We start from the raw sequence: 17,404 nt of genomic DNA on the forward strand, positions 1-17,404 counted from the left end.
CTAATAAAAACCATGAAATCAGCCGACAAAAACAATCTATTTTTCCTAACATTCCTCTCCTTCAGCACCTTAGCAGCTTGCGAAACAGGACTATTCACCCCATTCCAAACAGCCACAGCCCAAATCACCCCCGCCACCGACGGCACCAATACTCAAATCACCCCAAATGGCAACCAATTCAACATTCAAGGCGGCCAACAATCCAGCGACGGCACAAATCTATTTCACAGTTTCCAACAATTTGGTTTAACTCAAGGACAAACCGCTAACTTTATCTCAAATCCCAATATCCGCAATATTTTAGGGCGAGTTGTCGGCGGCGATGCTTCGATAATTAACGGCTTAATTCAAATTACGGGCGGCAATGCCAATTTATTTTTAATGAATCCGGCGGGGATTGTTTTCGGTGCGAATTCCAGCTTAAATATTCCCGGCTCTTTCACCGCGACTACTGCTAGAGGAATTGGTTTCGGCAATAATTGGTTTAGTGCAGTTGGCACTAATGATTATACTAAATTAGTGGGAAATCCGAATACTTTTACTTTTACAAATCAACAGCCGGGAGGAATTATCAATTTAGGCAGTTTGGCAGTGAAACAGGGACAGAGTTTAACTCTGTTGGGCGGCACGGTTTTGAGTACGGGACAACTTTATGCACCGGGAGGAAATATTACTGTTGCTGCTGTACCCGGTCAAAATTTAGTCAGAATTAGCCAAGCGGGAAACTTATTAAACTTAGAAATCAAACCTATTACTGACGCTTCCTTGCCAATTGCTAATTATCAATCTTCTACCTTATCAATTGCTCAATTGCTGACAGGGAAAGGTGATATTAATGCAACGGGAGTAACAGTCAACAATGATGGAACTGTACAGTTGACAGGTGCAGGGGGAATCGTGCCAACTAACCCAGGGACGGCAATTGTGGCTGGTAGTCTTGATGTTTCTGGCGACAGTGGAGGAACTGTCAACCTGTTGGGTTCGCGCGTGGGATTAATTAATGCAAATATCAACGCTTCCGGTATTAATGGCGGTGGCAGCGTGCGCGTTGGCGGTGATTACAAAGGTCAAGGTACTGTGCCAAATGCCTTGCGTACATTTGTGAGTAATGACTCGACAATTAATGCTGATTCTATCATAAATGGTGATGGGGGTCGTGTCATTATTTGGGCGGATTGGCTAACAGGTTTTTCTGGAAAAATTAGTGCTCGCGGTGGCAGCAATTCTGGCAACGGCGGCTTTGTTGAAGTGTCTGGTAAAGAAAACCTAATTTTTCGAGGAGATGTCAACGTTAGTGCAACTAACGGGATAAATGGTACAATTCTGCTCGATCCAAGAGACATTATCATTCAGGCAGGAGGGACAGCTTTAAATGATACCGAATTAGACCCAAATGTTCCTTTAGGCGATGCGGCGGGCACGATTTTATCATCACATGGTGGTATCGCAACAGATTTCACGATTAGCGATACAAAGCTAACTTCTTTAACTGGCAATATTATCATTCAAGCAGATCGAGATATTGTTGCTCAAACTGGGGCAAATTTAAACTTTGTCAATCAAACGTCTGGTGAAACAATTACCTTTAAAGCTAATAGAGATATTCAGATAAACACCAATATTGAAACAGCAGGTGGGTCTGTTAATTTTTCGGCTGGTAAAAATCTGACAGCGCAAAGTGTTAGCACAAATGGTGGTAACTTGGATTTTGCTGCTGGCAATCAGTTGACAGTTGGTTCAGTTGGTTCAATTAATTCAGGTAGCGGTAATATTACTCTAACAGGCAACGAAATTGACTTGACAGGATCTTTTTTTGTGCAAGGAACTGGTAATTTAGTCATCCAGCCTGCAACGCCCAGTCAAGATATTATTATTGCTGGCAGCGATAACAGTACAGCGGCCTTAGATTTTACAAAAAAAGAGTTCAGTAGCCTATATTCTGAGTCTGGGTTTACTTCCCTGACAATTGGGCGTCCTGATGGGAGTGGCACTATTACAATTAACGAAATAAATGACAATTGGAGACCATTCAGAGAGCCAGTAACGATTCAAGCACCGCTGGGCACTGGACGAATAATTGCCAATGGGGATATTCGGATAAACAATAGCTCGAAGACTGCATCAATTACCTTAATAGCAAATCAGGACATTTCTATTCAAGGGATCTCATCAAGTAGTTCTGATGATTTAGGAGCAAACATTACTATCCAGGCTGGGGGTAACATTACTTCCACTGGTCTGAATACAGGCTCGTCTTATCAAAATGGAGGGACTCTTAGCATCACTAGCAAGAACGGTGGAATTACCTTGGGTTCTCTAAATTCATCAGGTGGCATAATTTACCACATTGGAGATGCTAACGGTGGCAATATTACTCTCAAAGCTGCTGGGAACATCACTATCGATGGTATCACATCGTTTTCTGGTCGTCCTAATGCTGCTATTGGTTCAATTAGTAGTTCTGTAACTCCGATCGATGGTGAAGCCTCCACACCTCCTCCTCCGCCTACTGGTATTAGTGGCAACTCTAATGGTGGAAATATTAGCATCACTAGCACTAATGGGAGTATTTTGATTGGTAAAGATGGCATCCGCACCTACTCTTATCCTATAAGTAAATTAGGAACTACAGCTCTCAACGCTAACAGCGGTTCAGTTAAGCTTCAAGCCTCTGGTGATATTACAGTTGGTTCTATAGCAGCATTTGCAGGTCAAGGCACTGGTACTGTTTTTAAGTTTGGCGGTGCTACTCCTATTTCTGTAACTGGTACATCTAACGCAGGAAACGTCACTGTCACTACTAAAAATGGTTCAATTAGTTTTAATTCAGCTATTGATACCTCTTCTAACACAGGCAGTGGCGGTGCAGTTAATTTAATGGCTAAGGGCAATATTAATGCCACAGATATCCGCTCCAATGCTCAGCTCAATGGAGGAAATATTACTCTAAATAGTGGTGGCTCTATAAATACAAAATCTGGCACTTTATCTGCTTTTTCTAGCAATGCTAATGGTGGGTTTGTCACGTTGCAAGCTCAACAGGATATTACTACTGCTACGGTAGAATCGTCTGTAGGTCAAGGTTTTTTGGGTAATCCGGTTAAAGGGAATAGTGGTAATATTTTGATTGACAGTGCAGCAGGTTCTATCAATACTAGCGCTGGAACGATAGATGCTAGAACTAATAATGGCAATTCGGGAACAATTACTCTACAAGCTAAGAATAATATTACTACTGGTAACATATTAACTTTGCTCTGGAATGGAGCAACTGGCACTACTGGCAATATTTCTATTGCCAGCACGGAGGGCGCTGTCGATACCCGTGCTGGCAATATAGATTCTGGAATTACTTTTGGGAATTCCGGGTCAGTCACTATACAAGCTAAAAATGACATTACTACTGCTAACATATATTCTAGGGCTACTAATAATGGTTTGGCCAATAGCGGCAATGTTTCTCTCACAACTAGCGCAGGCTCTATAAACATCAGCCCTGGTAATACTATATCCACACTTTCCGATCGCGGAAGTGGCGGTCAAGTTAAGCTTGAGGCTGCTGGAAACATTACCACCAATGATATTTTATCAACTGGGAAGCTAGACGGCGGTTCTATAACCTTTAAAAGTGGGGGTTCTATAGATACTACTGCTGGACTTCTCAACGCTATGGGTGGCAACAGCGGTGGCAACATTTCCCTCGAAGCTGCAACTAATATAAGTACAGCCGGAATTGGTAGCGCCCTATTATTAAGCGGATTCAATGGAAATAGCGGCAATCTTCGCATTCAAAGCGGCGGTAATATTGACACAACAGCCGGCCCGCTGATTACTGCTGCGGGAAGTGGCAAAGGTGGAAATGTTGCCATAAATGCTAAAGGAACTGTGGCAACATCTAATATTAATTCCCGCAGTTTTGCTACGAACACCAGTGTCATTGGCGGCAATATTGAGCTTAAGGCAAATAGTATTACTGTGGGCGGAACTATCGAAACTAACCGCAATAATATTACGTTTGCTGCTCCGGTAACACTGTCTAACGACCTCTCTGTCAGAATTATGGAGACGGGCGACATTACTTTTAGTTCTACTGTTGATGGTTCGCACAATCTCACGGTTCAACCCAAGGATGGAGTTGTTCAGTTTGACGGTGCGATCGGCAATGTGACTCGTCTCAACAGTATCAATATTCTAGATGATATTCCCAAATCTACCGCCGCGATCGACATTGCTACAACTAATAATATTACTACTCAAAATATTATCTCGGACGCTGGAATTTATTTGTACAGCGAGAAGGGAGGAATTACTACAAAAAATCTCCAAGGGACAGCCGGAATTTATTTGTACAGCGAGAAGGGAGAAATTAAAACTGAGAATCTTAATTCGACTTCCCCTAACAATGGCGGCAATATCGAGCTGAATGCTGGCACTAATATCACTGCTGGTGATATCAATTCCTCGGCAGATGGTAATGCAGGCAATATTTTGCTCGACGCTAACGGCAATATTAATGCTGGAAAAATTGACTCTTCTGCTGGGGGGAATGCGGGCGATGTCAGGGCGATTAACCGCAGCAGTGCTGGCAATATTGTTGTCAGTCAAATTAATGCTGAGAGTCGCGGTACGGGTACGGGCGGAAATGTTGGGATTTTGACCGAAAAATTTTTTCGATCGCCCAATTCGTTCACAGATAGAAACGGCATCAATGCTAGCATCTCTACGGCGGGAAGTCTAGGAGATGCTAGCGGCGGTACGATAATTATCCGCCACGGGGGCGCGGGAATCACGCCTTTTATTGTCGGCAATTCTCAGACAAATGGAACTGCTGGTGCAATTACTAGGGGAAATAGTAATCCCCAACAAACGATTTTGCCCGATCGCAGTTATCTTTATACTTACAAACAGGATCGCGATCGCATTCAAATTATCTCGGTTCCTGAAATCGTTACGCCCGCACCAACAACCGCACCGACAACCGCACCAACACCCGCACCAACAACCGCACCAACTCCCGCACCGACAACCGCACCAACTCCCGCACCGATAGCGACGGCATCCCCCGCACCGACAACCGCACCAACTCCCGCACCGACAACCACACCAACTCCCGCACCTTTACTTATACCCAGACGCCAGCCACCGCAGGGTTTATCTCCCGCCGCAACTCCCACCCCAATATCGGAAAGCCCGATCGCACCTCCCACCCCAACACCCGAAATCGCATCTCCAACGCCCGCAATCTCGATCGCAACCCCAACCCCATCCCCAACACCCGAACCCCCGCCGATCGACCTTTCCCCCATCGAAGAACTGCTAAACACCAATGTCTTCACACTGCCGCCCCGCACAACCCGCACGCAGCCCTCAGCCCCAACAATACCAAGCGCGATCGATCGCATACCCGCCGCACCCGCAATTCCCGCGATCGCCCAACTCACCGCCCCGATCGCTCCTCCAAGCGCGATCGCACCTCCAAGCGCGATCGCACCTCCAAGTGCGATCGGGCCAAATCCAACACCCGCACCCCTTCAAGCCCCTGACAACCCCCCTGTAGCAGCAATTCCACCTGTAATTGCACCCATTCCAGTAGCTATTCCCGCAGCTATTCCCGCAGCTATTCCCGCACCCGCCCAAGCGCAAAATCCGCAACAAGAATTAGCTTATTTAATTGGCGATTTATTAGGAGCAAAAACTACTATCACCCCAAATCCTGAAACGGGAAGTAGCACTTTTAATTGGGCATTTACCGATCCAAAAAACAACTTTTCGCTCACACCACCGCCCGTCGAAGAACCAAATCTTACTTTTATACCGCCTTCGGAAAAGCCGCCAGAAAACCCGCCACCGCCAAGTTCTTCTCTTTCCGAAAAACCAGACGGCTGGATAGTCTTAACACCTACTCCTGCGCCTGCTATTGAGCCACCCGTTGAGGCGATCGAGCCTAATTCCTCGGCAAACATTCCCGAAACCACTCCAACTCCAGCACCAACTCCAGCACCAATTCCAGCACCAATTCCAGCACCAATTCCAGCACCAACTCCCGCACCAATTCCAGCACCAACTCCCGCACCAACTCCCGCACCAACTCCCGCACCAACTCCGGCAGCCCAAACTCCCGCACCCGCAGATATCCCAAATTTTATTCCCTTAGAAGTTAGCAGGTTTAGCGTCGAACAAACCTTAGATCAAAACAATGCTAATGAAGCTGTCCCCTTAATTGATAAACTCTTTGAACAAGACTATGAAAATTATTATGAGGAAGATTTCACCGACAAAAAAGTAACGGTTCAATATCTGAGAGAAACTCTGAAAACCATCAAGGAGGAAACCGGGAAGCAAGCTGTGATTGTTTACGCGATCGTCCGTCTCGAACAATTGTCGCTAGTGTTAGTAGTTCCCGACGGCCCTCCTATTCTCAAAAATATCCGTGTCGAGAGCAAAGATTTGCTAAAAACAGTGTCTGAGTTTCACCGCTCGTTAGCTAAACCCAATGACTCGGAAGATGCCGAATATTTAGCAAATGCTCAGCAACTTTACCAGTGGCTAATTGCGCCTATCCGTTCAGATTTAGAAGCGCTAAATGTCGATACGCTAGTTTTTTCCTTCGATGCCGGTTTGCGGCAATTGCCGCTAGCAGCTTTGCACGACGGGGAGCAATTTCTAGTAGAAAAGTACAGCCTGGGCTCAATTCCCAGTGTCAGCTTGACTAATACTAATTATCAAAGTTTGAAAAACGCTCAAGTTTTAGCAATGGGCGCTTCCTTATTTCCCCACACTAATAAACCTAAGTTGCGTGCGGTGCCGATCGAATTATCTGCGATCGCCGGTACCATCCGCAACACCCAAAATGCTGCCGAATTACCGCTGTGGCGCGGCAGCTTTTTTCTCAATCAAGATTTTACCGTGGAAAATCTCACCAAACAACGGCAGCAACAGCTTTTTGATATTGTTCACTTAGCTACTCACGCCAGCTTTCCGCAACATCAAAACGGACGCAAGGAAGCTGAAATTGACCTGTGGAAGCGCTCTTTGGCTCTGGATCAATTTCGGTTGGCGAAGTGGTACGACGATCGCAGGCAAGTACAGTTATTGGTGCTGAGTGCGTGCGAAACTGCGATCGGCGATAATAATGCAGAAATGGGTTTTGCTGGACTGGCAGTCCGCAGCGGTGTAAAATCGGCTGTGGCGAGTTTGTGGAAAGTTAATGATTTCGCGACTTTGGGGCTGATGACTGAGTTTTATGCTAATTTGCGATCGGCTACCATTAAAGCTGAAGCCCTCAGACAAGCTCAACTGGCGATGATTCGCAAACAGCTCGCGATTAAAAATGGTAAGTTGGTGGGGAGTCAAAAAAGGGCGATCGATCTTACTCAAGCCGGACAAGTAGCAAATTCAGATTTATCTCATCCCAAATTTTGGGCCGGATTTACACTAATTGGCAGCCCTTGGTAATCAGCTAGCGCGCATCTAATTTTCATACCAAATTGTCAAAAAATCTTTTTTGCAAACAAAAATGAGATGCTCCAGGCAAAACGTAAAACTAAACTCTTTAAGCAAAAAAAACTATGAGCAAGTTTACTAAAATATTCAATTCCCAAGATAAATCCTCAATCACCTTAAGTTTAGAGGAATCCGTCGCGGCGATCGCACTTGTCGCAGCGGAGGCTAATTCCCCTGACGCCGATGCAGATATCTTAGAAAGCATACTTTGGGATTCAGAAATATTTGTTGAATTCTCGGAAGATGATATGTCAGAAATGTTTCAACATTTGGCAAATATTATCGCCGAAGATGGTTTGGGAGGATTATTTAATACGGCTCGTGAATCACTGCCAAATGAGTTGGTGTTGGATACTTTTGCCATTACCGCAGCAATGTTTGTCGCCGATGAAACAGTGTCCGAGAAGCACCGGGATTTTCTCAAGAAATTTCAAGAAGTATTAGGTGTAGACGATGAGGAAGCTGAGGAAATTATCCAGGATGTAATTGCTGCATACTCGGAAGTAGAAGTCGGAGAGCCTGATTTCGATTTAGAAGATGAGCCGTTGTACCTGTCTGCTCAAGGCAATTTTACTGTCTCGATTCCAGTTGATAAGCAACGAGGCGGTAGGATTGACGATGGAGAAGGCTATGTTGCATTTTCTGATGACTTTGGTGTTTTGCTAAAAATTGATTATTTCCAGACTCCTGGCGAAGTGGAAAAATTAATCGAGTCAGCGGGCGAATCGGCTTATCTTACTTCGTTTCTTAACAATTTTATTGAGGGTGAAATTCTCGCTAAATTTGCTAATTCTAAGTTTCTCTACACTGAATATTTAGAAGATGAAGCAGCTTATTTCGCAGTGGTAGATTTGCCTGCGGGTGCAACTATCAGCGTGCAAAAAAATGACGGCCCAGCTACTAGATTGGATGCTTACCGGGGATTTATGGCTTTTATCGTTGACGATTTTTGCTACACGGTAAGTTGTCAGCGAGTTTATGAGGACAAGGATGAATTGGGTTCTTTTGAGTCGGAGGTTGAGGGCATTATGAACAAGATTTTTGACTTTATTGAGACGATCGAATTTTCTGAGGGCGAATAAACATGATTTATAGTGGATTGAGCGAAAGATGAAGTATTTACTAATCAATGGCTCAATCTCTCAATCAAAAATCTCAAAAGGTGCGTCGCCATGAGATTTGGGATTGAATGCTACAGATTGAGGATGCGACGCACCCTAGGAACACTATGGATCCGCACCCTAGGAAATTTCTAGATATTAGAGGTTTTTTGCAATAGAATAGTGCGATCGAGAATTTGGCTTTTTTGACCAATTTTCGATCGCACTTCCAAATCAAATCACTCAACCGCAGTCGAGAGACAGCAGCAATCAGCCGCCCTTTGCGACTAATTAGTAGTCTGAGCTTCCACCAATCTTTGCTTGAGTTCTTCCAAAGCGCTCGCCCAGCGCGGATCTGGCTGCACCGAACCGGAATCAGCACTCGACACCGTTGTTGCTGACTGATTGCGGCGAGACTTGTTGTTGTCACCGCGACGGCGATTGCTTTTGCTAGAACCGCCACCTCCACCTTGGTTGGCGGGAGCCTCGCGCTTCTGTTGCTGAGGTGCAGGGACTGGCTGCGACGGCGACGATGATACCAACTGCGGGGAAGCAGGCGAGGAAGACTGTGGCTGATCGTCTTCGCCCTTCTCCGATTTACCCTTAGAACGGGGTAAAGCCTTCTCTATTTTGAGGGGGTTTTCTTTGAACATCAAGCCGTTGTATTTCTCAATAACTTGATCTGCTTGTTCGTCGGTTAGCACCGTCACAAAACCAAAGCCCCTGCATTTACCAGTTTTGCGGTCTGTAATTACCTTTGTGGTAACAGATTCGCCTTCGGGTGCAAAAACTTCTTGCAGTTCTAGGCGATCGAGTTCTTTGGGTAGATTACCAACATAAAGACGAATAGACATGAAAAATTCCTCCAGATTTGGATTTTAATTAATTTGCTCGAACAGAATTACCTGAAGTCACATCAATATTGACCCCCAGAAACACCGCACAACCACAGAATTTGCACATTCCTCCCACCAACCTTGACAGCTCCCCCCATCTTTTAGAACAAAAAGATGATTTACTCTGATAAGGCCGGAACTGAACCGCCGATGCAGAGAGCTTTTAAATCTCGGGTTGTTGTGTAAACTTTTAGTCATCACTCAAATGTTTAGGCTATTGGCTGTTCTGTATTACTTGCTTCCGGTTTTGATTCAGAATGTTTATAGCCAGCGCCGTGTAGAAATTTATGTCCAAGGATGTCAATTGCGAGCGATCGGAATGCCAGTATTCAGTCTAATACAGTGAGGGAGAAAATCGCTAACATTTTTTGGGCCAGTAATCTTACCTCACTTCTAATCTCGCTCCTAATGTTGAGGACTACTCACTTACCCGGTATCCCTCAAATTGGGCCCGGCAGCGTCCGACCATTCTTTAAAGGTATCACAGCCTTGGTAACAGAGCTAGTTATTTAGGAAGATTTCATGCTGTATTGAACGAAAACCGCATCTGAATCACTTTTGAGAATTCATCCCGCAGAGCTAAATTCGCTGTCGAAAAAAAACAGCCGACAGGCGGCTGGCTGAACTTGCTGTGTTGGGAGGTTGACAATTTTTACGCAATGCCTTAGAGGTTTTAGCCAACTGAAGTTATTGCGCTATTTGGTTCAATCCAATTCATGTAAACAAATGTAACAGAAGGTCGGCAAAAAAGCAACATTTCTTTACGAAGGGTTGACAGTTGACAGTTGACAGTTGACAGTTGACAGTTGACAGTTGACAGTTGACAGCAGCAAGAGGGCAGAAGGATGCGCGACTCGCGCGGCAATCTGATAACCAAGCTGTACTGCATTGAAATTGTATATTTCAATTTCGCCTCAAAACTAATCTTCCCATCGGATCCTCTCGATCGCCTCATCTTCCGCCCTGAATAATGATGTACGCACCCCAAATAGCAGCAGCAAAGGCCAAAATCGCAGACCAAATCGGATGTCCGCTGTCGCTAACTCGCCCTTCTTGACTGCGGAGAGTTTCCAGGTCGATCGCCACAGTAGCACCTCGGCGCAGCCAACCAGTCGCCACCACAGATTTGCCGATCAAATCGCTGGGGCGAGTCGTCTGTTTGAGCAAAAATGGGTACAAAGAGCCGATCGGGCCAATCCTCGAAACATAGTGCAACCTCACCAAACCCGCCGCCGTTTGCAAAATCAAATCCTGTCCGAGCCAATTGTCAATACCAGACCTACCCAAAAGTTGCCCGGAAAGCTGCACAGGTTGAGCATCTACGGGCAGAGTTTCGGGATTTGACAAAATTTCCGGTAAACTCGGCGAAGCGGTTTTTCGCGGGGTAATGTCGGGGAAAAAATGGTTAATTCGCATCAAAGTACCGATGCTAAATCCGATCGGCAAACAGCCCCAAAGAATCGATCGATCGCCCAAAAGCCAATCGAGTTGCCAAATACTCGTTTTGGAAAAAATCCAGCTAATCAGCCACAGCAAAGCCACTATTCCTAAACTCATCGGAATCCCAAAAAACGGCGCACCTTGTAAAAATAGTTTTGAGTCTTTAAATTCGAGTATGGATTTAAACAGAGATAATTTTCCTGTTTTGGGTTTTTCCGGCGACAGACTCGCCAAATCTAACTCAGTCTCCAGTTTCCAGAATTGAGCGTAGAGTTCCAACAGCTTGAAACGCTCTCCCAGCAAAGGATGCGTGTTATTAATTGTCAACCACATGCGTTCTCGGTTGCTGACATCCCAGAGCAAAATCTGTTCTAGCGGCGCCTGTAATGCAGCACTACCAAAGGTTACAGCTTGTCCAACGCCGACGGGTAACAATAAATCGAAACTTTCGAGGAAAAAGCTAGTTTGCTTTTGCTGTTCGATATTTGCAGCAATGCCGATCGCAATTTTAGTCAGTGCCCGCGTCAAACCGTTAGGATTGCCGGTAATTTCTGCGGAAGTGCGATCGCTAAAATACACTCTGCGGCGCGACAACCACAACATCGGCAACCGCAACAACTTATAAATCCCGTAACTCGTGGCAGAAATTGCAGCGGTGACAACTCTGACAGCATAACGAAAAAAGTCGATCGTCATTAAATCGCACAACCGCTCGCCCCAGCAAGCAGTCTGCCAATATATAAGGTAAGGAATCTGCATCACCAGCATCGCCAGCGACATCGGCGCAAAATCCCAGTGAGAAATATGGGCTAATTCCCGCGCAAAAATAGCAGCTATTTCATCATCCGTCAATTGATCCAACAGCCCTTGACTGACAGCAATCCGAGCAAAACGGGGCAAACAGCCGTAACTGAAAGCTACAGGAACATTGAGCGGCAAGAGTTTCAGTACAGGGGTTGGCATATTTTGCTTGGTGCAAAAACTGCGGAGTACCCGACTAGCTTCTTTGCTGTGCTTGGATAAAACCGATCCGCGCAGGGTTTCGATACCGCAAAAAAGTTTCAGCAGCGCGTCTGTCAGCCAGGGAGATGAGGCCAAAAGCAATCCGAAAACAAACTGGATGAAGGGAGTTGGATCTCGGTAAAAAAGCTGAATTGGCTGGAAAATTGGGAGTCTAGTAAATATGTAAAGCTGAACTAATAAAGCATTGGTGTTTGTCAGCAGGAATTGTAGGACAAAGCGGGCTAGCCAAAATAGGGCGATCGCACTTACAACCGCTTCCACTCGAAAATTCAGCAACTTTAGCGGTTTGAGGGGGCGCGGACTTTTGGTGCGCCCAGCTTCGCGCCAAGTAAGTTCGTAGGTATCGGGGCTGGCGAATCCGGGGATATCTGTTGGGGAACCGGAACTATTTTCGCCGCTATTGCCTGCATCGGTTGCGGTTGCTGTAGGGGCGGTGTCCCCGTGCCCGCCCTCTAGTGTCGGGTGAATCGGCGGTTTGGGGGGTGGAGGTGGCGGTGAAATATGTGTTGATTTGGTGTTTCCCGGCGCGGCAGTCGGCTCTAAGGGTGAAAATCCGGTTTTTTGGTCTGCGGTTGGTCGTAGCGAAGCGGGGCTCCATCCATCGCCCCCAAGCGTTTTTTTCGCCGATTCTGTTCCCGAATCAAAGGCGACAAAGCCGGTTTCTGGTGTTGTTTGCGGCGGTTTTGGGGGGGTTAATTCTTTTAAAGTGCGATCGGCCCAGGTTTTGATTTGGGTGTTGGGGATTTTGGTGAGGGAAGTACAAAGGGCGATCGCCTCTTTAACATTACCAGTTGCTTTGTACGCCGCCACTAATCCCATTTGGGCGCGGATTCCGGGCGGTTGATTTGCTGCGGTTTGGCTGACGGATTCTAAAAGGGCGATCGCGCTTTGGTAATCCTTTTGTTTCAAAGCAGCTAACCCAGCCTCTAGAGACTGTTTCAGAGATGAATCCGCCGAATTTTGATTGTTTGGAGATGCCATAACTGTGATTGCGCTTGTGTCTTGTCTAGGATAGCTTGGGCGATCGATCGATAGATTACGGTTTTAGCACAGTCAATCGATTTTAGATTTTAGATTTTAGATTGAAGAATTGGATGATTGAAAAATTGACCCCACGGAGCGATCCGGGGGCTTGCGAGCGGATACATAAGTCCGGCAGGGGTTTAAACCCCTGCCTCAAAGCGAAAGTCCTCTCAAAGAGGACTGAAGAATTAGTTGATATGTATTGGTTTCAGGCAAATCTTCAGTCAGTTTCAACTGACTTTAGCTATTAGACAGGGGTTTAAACCCCTGTCGGACTGCTGGGATAACCAACAGACTTGGTGCGCTGACAGCTTAAGTTGCCACTCCTTGGGCATTGCCGTCTCCTCTTACTCGCTACAATATTATTTGGGTTTTAATCTACAATTAAAGTCACTCCTCACCAATACATTTATGCCAATAGACGACGAAGATTTTGAAATCCAAATCAGCGACGATCGCAAACTGCAACTCTTCACAGACAGACACGAATTTACCCGCCGATTTGCCTTTTATTTAAACGAAGACCAGCCCCGCGAACAAATTTTGTATTTTTTCGGGGATGGAGGCAACGGCAAGTCATTGCTCCTCAAACACTTGGAGTATCACTGCTGCAAAAAATTTCCGCCGGATGTGTGGCAACAATGGCGCGAACTCCCAGAATCGCAAGCCGCCGAAGTTGCTGATTTCGTCCGCAATGCAGAACCTAAAACCTACACTCCCATCCCCGTAGTCAGACACGATTTCGGATTGATACCGATTAAAGAAGATAAACCCCAAGATAGATTTTACGGCTTGCTGATGCTGCGGCGCAATCTGGCAGAGTCAGCCAAGAAATATAAATTTAAATTTCCTAATTATGATTTTGCTTGCTTTTGGTATTTGCTGAACAAAGGCGAGTCAGACGCAACTCTCAACCAACTTTTCCCCAACGATTTGATTGACTTTTTGACACCTGTAGTGGAAACATTTGCCGGATTTCCCGTGGTGTCGCAAGTGGCGGCGGGGCTGAAATTGATCGACAAATTCGGTGGCATTAAACGAACAATGAAATTAATTCAAACGCGGTTGGGAGTCAGCGACGAAAGGGCTGATGAAATTCGCCGTAAAGATATTGATACTGAATTAATCGACTGTTTGCCGAAATTGTTTGCAGGTGATTTGAATGCAGCAGTGGCTGGCAAAAATAAACCCGATCGCCTGGTGATGCTATTTGATACTCACGAGAAAATGTGGGATGCCAAACGCAATTCTCAAGGCGCAACTTTTTGGTATCAAGATGAGTGGTTTCGGCGGTTGTTGAGGGCGCTGGATTACAGATTGGGGATTGTGGTTGCTGTGGCGGGGCGAGATTGTCCGGTGACGCAATTGCAGTGGCCGAATGCGCCGAGGTTTCCGATTCCCGCAGATTATATAGATGCCCAATTGGTGTGGCATTTGTCGCCGGATCATGCGAGGGATTACTTGCACAAAGTGGAGATTGACAAGGCAGATTTGGCTGATGCTGTAATTAAATATGCCAGTGTCAATCCCGATCAGAGTTGGGAAGATTTGCAGGTACATCCGTTTTATTTGGGTTTGTGCGCGGATGTGGTGCTGGCAGAAAGAAGGCGGGGAATTGAGTTGCTGGCGTCGGATTTTGCGCGGATTCCGAAGTTGGAAAATAAGACTGCGGAGTTGACGGATCGTTTGTTGATGTATGTGGATCGCGAAGTGCGATCGGCGGTGCATTCGCTGAGTGCTTGTCGCGCTTTTGATGAGGATTTGTATGTGAAATTGGGTTCTGGTTGTCACTTCCAGGCAAGCAGTGCAAATTTTGAGATGTTGACGAGTTTTTCCTTTGTGTGGAAATCGCAGAAGCGGGGGGATAACTGGTATCGGATTCACGATTTATTGCGGCGTTTGGATGCGGAAAGGGATAATCCGAAAACTCGCAGAGCTCATGAGGTTTTAGAGGGGCATTATCGGGAAGTCGGGGATGCGGCGGAGGCCATTTTTCATGCTAATCGCTTGGATTGGCTGCGGGGTGTGGAGGAATGGGAAGGGGTGTTTAATAAAGCTTTGAACAAGAGTCGTTATGGGGAATGCAAGTCGCTGCTAGGAGTTAGAGAGGAGTTGTGGATTAAAAGTGATTATTCGCTGGGACTGATTTCACGAGCTGAAGGATTTTACTATACTATGTTAGCTCGATATGCAGAAGCAAAACAAGAGTATTTGGAGGCAGTTGCAGCTTACAATCGCGCACTCATCACAAATCCTGACGATCAAAATACGCTTCAAAGCAAAGGGTTTGCGCTGCTAAGTCTGGGTCAGTTACAGAAAGGTATAGGAGAATTTAAGGTGGCAAAACAGTCTTTGTCAGATGCGCTCGCTACCTGTAATTTAGCTTTACTTATTTCACCGGATCATATTAGTGCTTTCAACATCAAAGGGCTGGTGCTGAACTGCCTGGGTGGTGTGCAGGCAAGGCTAAAAGAATTTGAGGCAGCAAAACAGTCTTTCTCAGATGCGATCGCAGTCTTGAATTCTCCTTTACTTATTGCACCGGATAAGAATCATCTTCTCAACAGTAAAGGAAATGTGCTGCACAGTCTGGGTGATTTGCAAGCAAAGCTAAGTGAATTTGAGGCGGCAAAACAGTCTTACTCAGATGCGATATCTGCTTATAATTCTGCTTTAATTATTGCACCGGATTCTATTGGCAATCTCAACAACAAAGGGAATACGCTGCGAAGTCTGGGTGATTTGCAAGCAAAGCTAAGTGAATTTGAGGCGGCAAAACAGTCTTACTCAGATGCGATCGTAGCCTTTAATTCTGCTTTACTAATTGCACCCGATGATATCGGTGTTCTCAATAACAAAGGGATTGCGCTGCGATGTCTGGGTGATTTGCAAGCAAAGCTAAGTGAGTTTGAGGCGGCAAAACAATCTTACTCAGATGCGATATCTGCTTATAATTCTACTTTACTTATTGTACCGGATTCTATCATGGCTCTCAACAACAAAGGGATTGCGCTGCAAATTTTGGGTGATTTGCAAGAAAAATTACTTGAAAGACAGGAAGCACTCAAAAATTGGCAAGAGGCGCTGGAAATGTTTAATCGATCTTTAGCCATTGCTCCTAACAACGATAGTCTTCGCAATAGACGCGATGCGCTGCAAGAATCTCTCGATAATTTGGGTGAGGATACTGTCAGCTTGTAGGGTGCGTCAGTCTCAAAGAAACCGGGTTTTTGCCCAAATCTACGCATCACAAGCAAGAATTATCGAAAAAACCCGGTTTCTGGCCACCCGCGCGTCAGTCTCAATTCTCGAAAAAACCCGGTTTCTGGCCACCCGCGCGTCAGTCTCAAAGAAACCGGGTTTTTGCCCGAATCTACGCATCATAACCAATAATTATCGAAAAAACCCGGTTTCTGGCCACCCGCGCGCTAGCCCTAAGATTTGATACCTGACGGCGCACAACTCTTGCTCTTTTCCGATTCCAGGTATTGCTTGTAAGCCACCTCATCGCCACCAAAAGAATTGATCGATACCTGTCGTTTCGGCATCGATTTCAGAGGAGCATCGATCGGGCTATACCGACAGTAACACATCACAATTACGTCATAGTCGCTCATCGGAGTTGGAATATCAGGCGTGTATGTTTGCACCCGCACAACTTCCCAATCACTCACCCGATAATGAGTATTGTGTGCGTGTTCATTTGGATCGTGTTCTGACTCCACCCGCACAAATTCTACAGGGCGATATCCCGGTTCAGGAATCGGTTCCTCAGAAGAATCCCAGTTTTCTGCAATGATAAAAGTTAGAGCTTGGCTGTGTTGGAGTTTTCTCTGTCTCCAGCCTTCATCTTCACCTGACTCAGCCTGAAAAACAATGTACTTCTGCATTAGTTTTCCTCCGTTTCTTCGAGATAGTTGGGAAATTCTGTTTTCCCTTTGAACACGCAATCAACTTCAAAAATGTACTTATTTTCTATTTCCTCAATTTCCAGCAGTTTCCAGCCATACTTTTTCTGCATATCCCGACATTTCTGCGGGTTGGTGGCGCTGTGTCGAGAGATATCCCTCTCTGCATCGTAGCGCAGCCACCTATTTGGATCGTTATTTGTCATTATTGATATAGCTCCTGTGTTGGCTCTACAACATTGGAGAAGTCGTCTTGACTCGGTGTTTGCCGCACTGCGTCAAGGCGCATCTTTAGAGTTGATTTATTTTATGATAATACCAAATCATCCTTTAATACCCTCTTTATTCCAAGTCTTTGACTGTTGATGTATGCACTCCGACAAAGAAACCGGGTTTTTGGCCGCATCTGCGAATCACAACCAAGAATTATCGAAAAAACCCGGTTTCTGGCCACCCGCGCGTCAGTCTCAAAGAAACCGGGTTTTTGCCCAAATCTACGCATCACAACCAA

The 17,404-nt window shown here is 45.8% G+C and carries 7 protein-coding genes; 3 read left to right on the plus strand and 4 right to left on the minus strand.

The window, feature by feature from the left end:
* The first annotated feature begins 12 nt into the window (after positions 1–12).
* Entirely contained in the window at positions 13–7,455 is a 7,443-nt protein-coding gene (locus JGK39_RS16580; protein ID WP_293296863.1) for a CHAT domain-containing protein, read from the plus strand.
* A 113-nt stretch (positions 7,456–7,568) separates the two neighbouring features.
* Positions 7,569–8,585, plus strand: coding sequence for a tellurite resistance TerB family protein (locus JGK39_RS16585; RefSeq protein WP_293258502.1), 1,017 nt, complete (start codon positions 7,569–7,571; stop codon positions 8,583–8,585).
* A gap of 305 nt (positions 8,586–8,890) precedes the next feature.
* On the opposite strand, the gene JGK39_RS16590 is transcribed toward JGK39_RS16585, so the two are convergent.
* Positions 8,891–9,457: an RNA-binding protein gene (locus JGK39_RS16590; RefSeq protein WP_293258500.1), complete on the minus strand. Its 567-nt coding sequence runs from the start codon at positions 9,455–9,457 to the stop codon at positions 8,891–8,893.
* Positions 9,458–10,450: 993 nt separating this feature from the next.
* Entirely contained in the window at positions 10,451–12,943 is a 2,493-nt protein-coding gene (locus JGK39_RS16595; protein ID WP_293258498.1) for a zinc metalloprotease HtpX, read from the minus strand.
* A gap of 453 nt (positions 12,944–13,396) precedes the next feature.
* On the opposite strand from JGK39_RS16595, the gene JGK39_RS16600 reads away from it, so the two are divergent.
* Positions 13,397–16,186 (plus strand): hypothetical protein, encoded by a 2,790-nt coding sequence (locus tag JGK39_RS16600; RefSeq protein WP_293258496.1) that lies wholly within the window; start codon positions 13,397–13,399, stop codon positions 16,184–16,186.
* Positions 16,187–16,419: 233 nt separating this feature from the next.
* Here JGK39_RS16600 and JGK39_RS16605 read toward each other — a convergent pair whose 3' ends face one another.
* Both JGK39_RS16605 and JGK39_RS16610 read right to left on the minus strand, forming a co-directional pair.
* Positions 16,420–16,875 (minus strand): hypothetical protein, encoded by a 456-nt coding sequence (locus tag JGK39_RS16605; RefSeq protein ID WP_293258494.1) that lies wholly within the window; start codon positions 16,873–16,875, stop codon positions 16,420–16,422.
* Entirely contained in the window at positions 16,875–17,099 is a 225-nt protein-coding gene (locus tag JGK39_RS16610) for a hypothetical protein (protein WP_293258492.1), read from the minus strand. Before JGK39_RS16610 ends, JGK39_RS16605 begins: the two co-directional genes overlap by 1 nt.
* Between the last annotated feature and the right edge of the window lie 305 nt (positions 17,100–17,404).

The organism is Microcoleus sp. PH2017_12_PCY_D_A (genome assembly GCF_020738565.1).
In the GTDB taxonomy this organism is placed as follows: domain Bacteria; phylum Cyanobacteriota; class Cyanobacteriia; order Cyanobacteriales; family Microcoleaceae; genus Microcoleus.

Bases quoted from the DNA above. Each gene is read 5' to 3' on its own strand.
- JGK39_RS16585 (WP_293258502.1), top strand. From the start codon at position 7,569: ATGAGCAAGTTTACTAAAATATTCAATTCCCAAGATAAATCCTCAATC.
- JGK39_RS16600 (WP_293258496.1), top strand. From the start codon at position 13,397: ATGCCAATAGACGACGAAGATTTTGAAATCCAAATCAGCGACGATCGC.
- JGK39_RS16595 (WP_293258498.1), bottom strand. From the start codon at position 12,943: ATGGCATCTCCAAACAATCAAAATTCGGCGGATTCATCTCTGAAACAG.
- JGK39_RS16605 (WP_293258494.1), bottom strand. From the start codon at position 16,875: ATGCAGAAGTACATTGTTTTTCAGGCTGAGTCAGGTGAAGATGAAGGC.
- JGK39_RS16580 (WP_293296863.1), top strand. From the start codon at position 13: ATGAAATCAGCCGACAAAAACAATCTATTTTTCCTAACATTCCTCTCC.
- JGK39_RS16610 (WP_293258492.1), bottom strand. From the start codon at position 17,099: ATGACAAATAACGATCCAAATAGGTGGCTGCGCTACGATGCAGAGAGG.
- JGK39_RS16590 (WP_293258500.1), bottom strand. From the start codon at position 9,457: ATGTCTATTCGTCTTTATGTTGGTAATCTACCCAAAGAACTCGATCGC.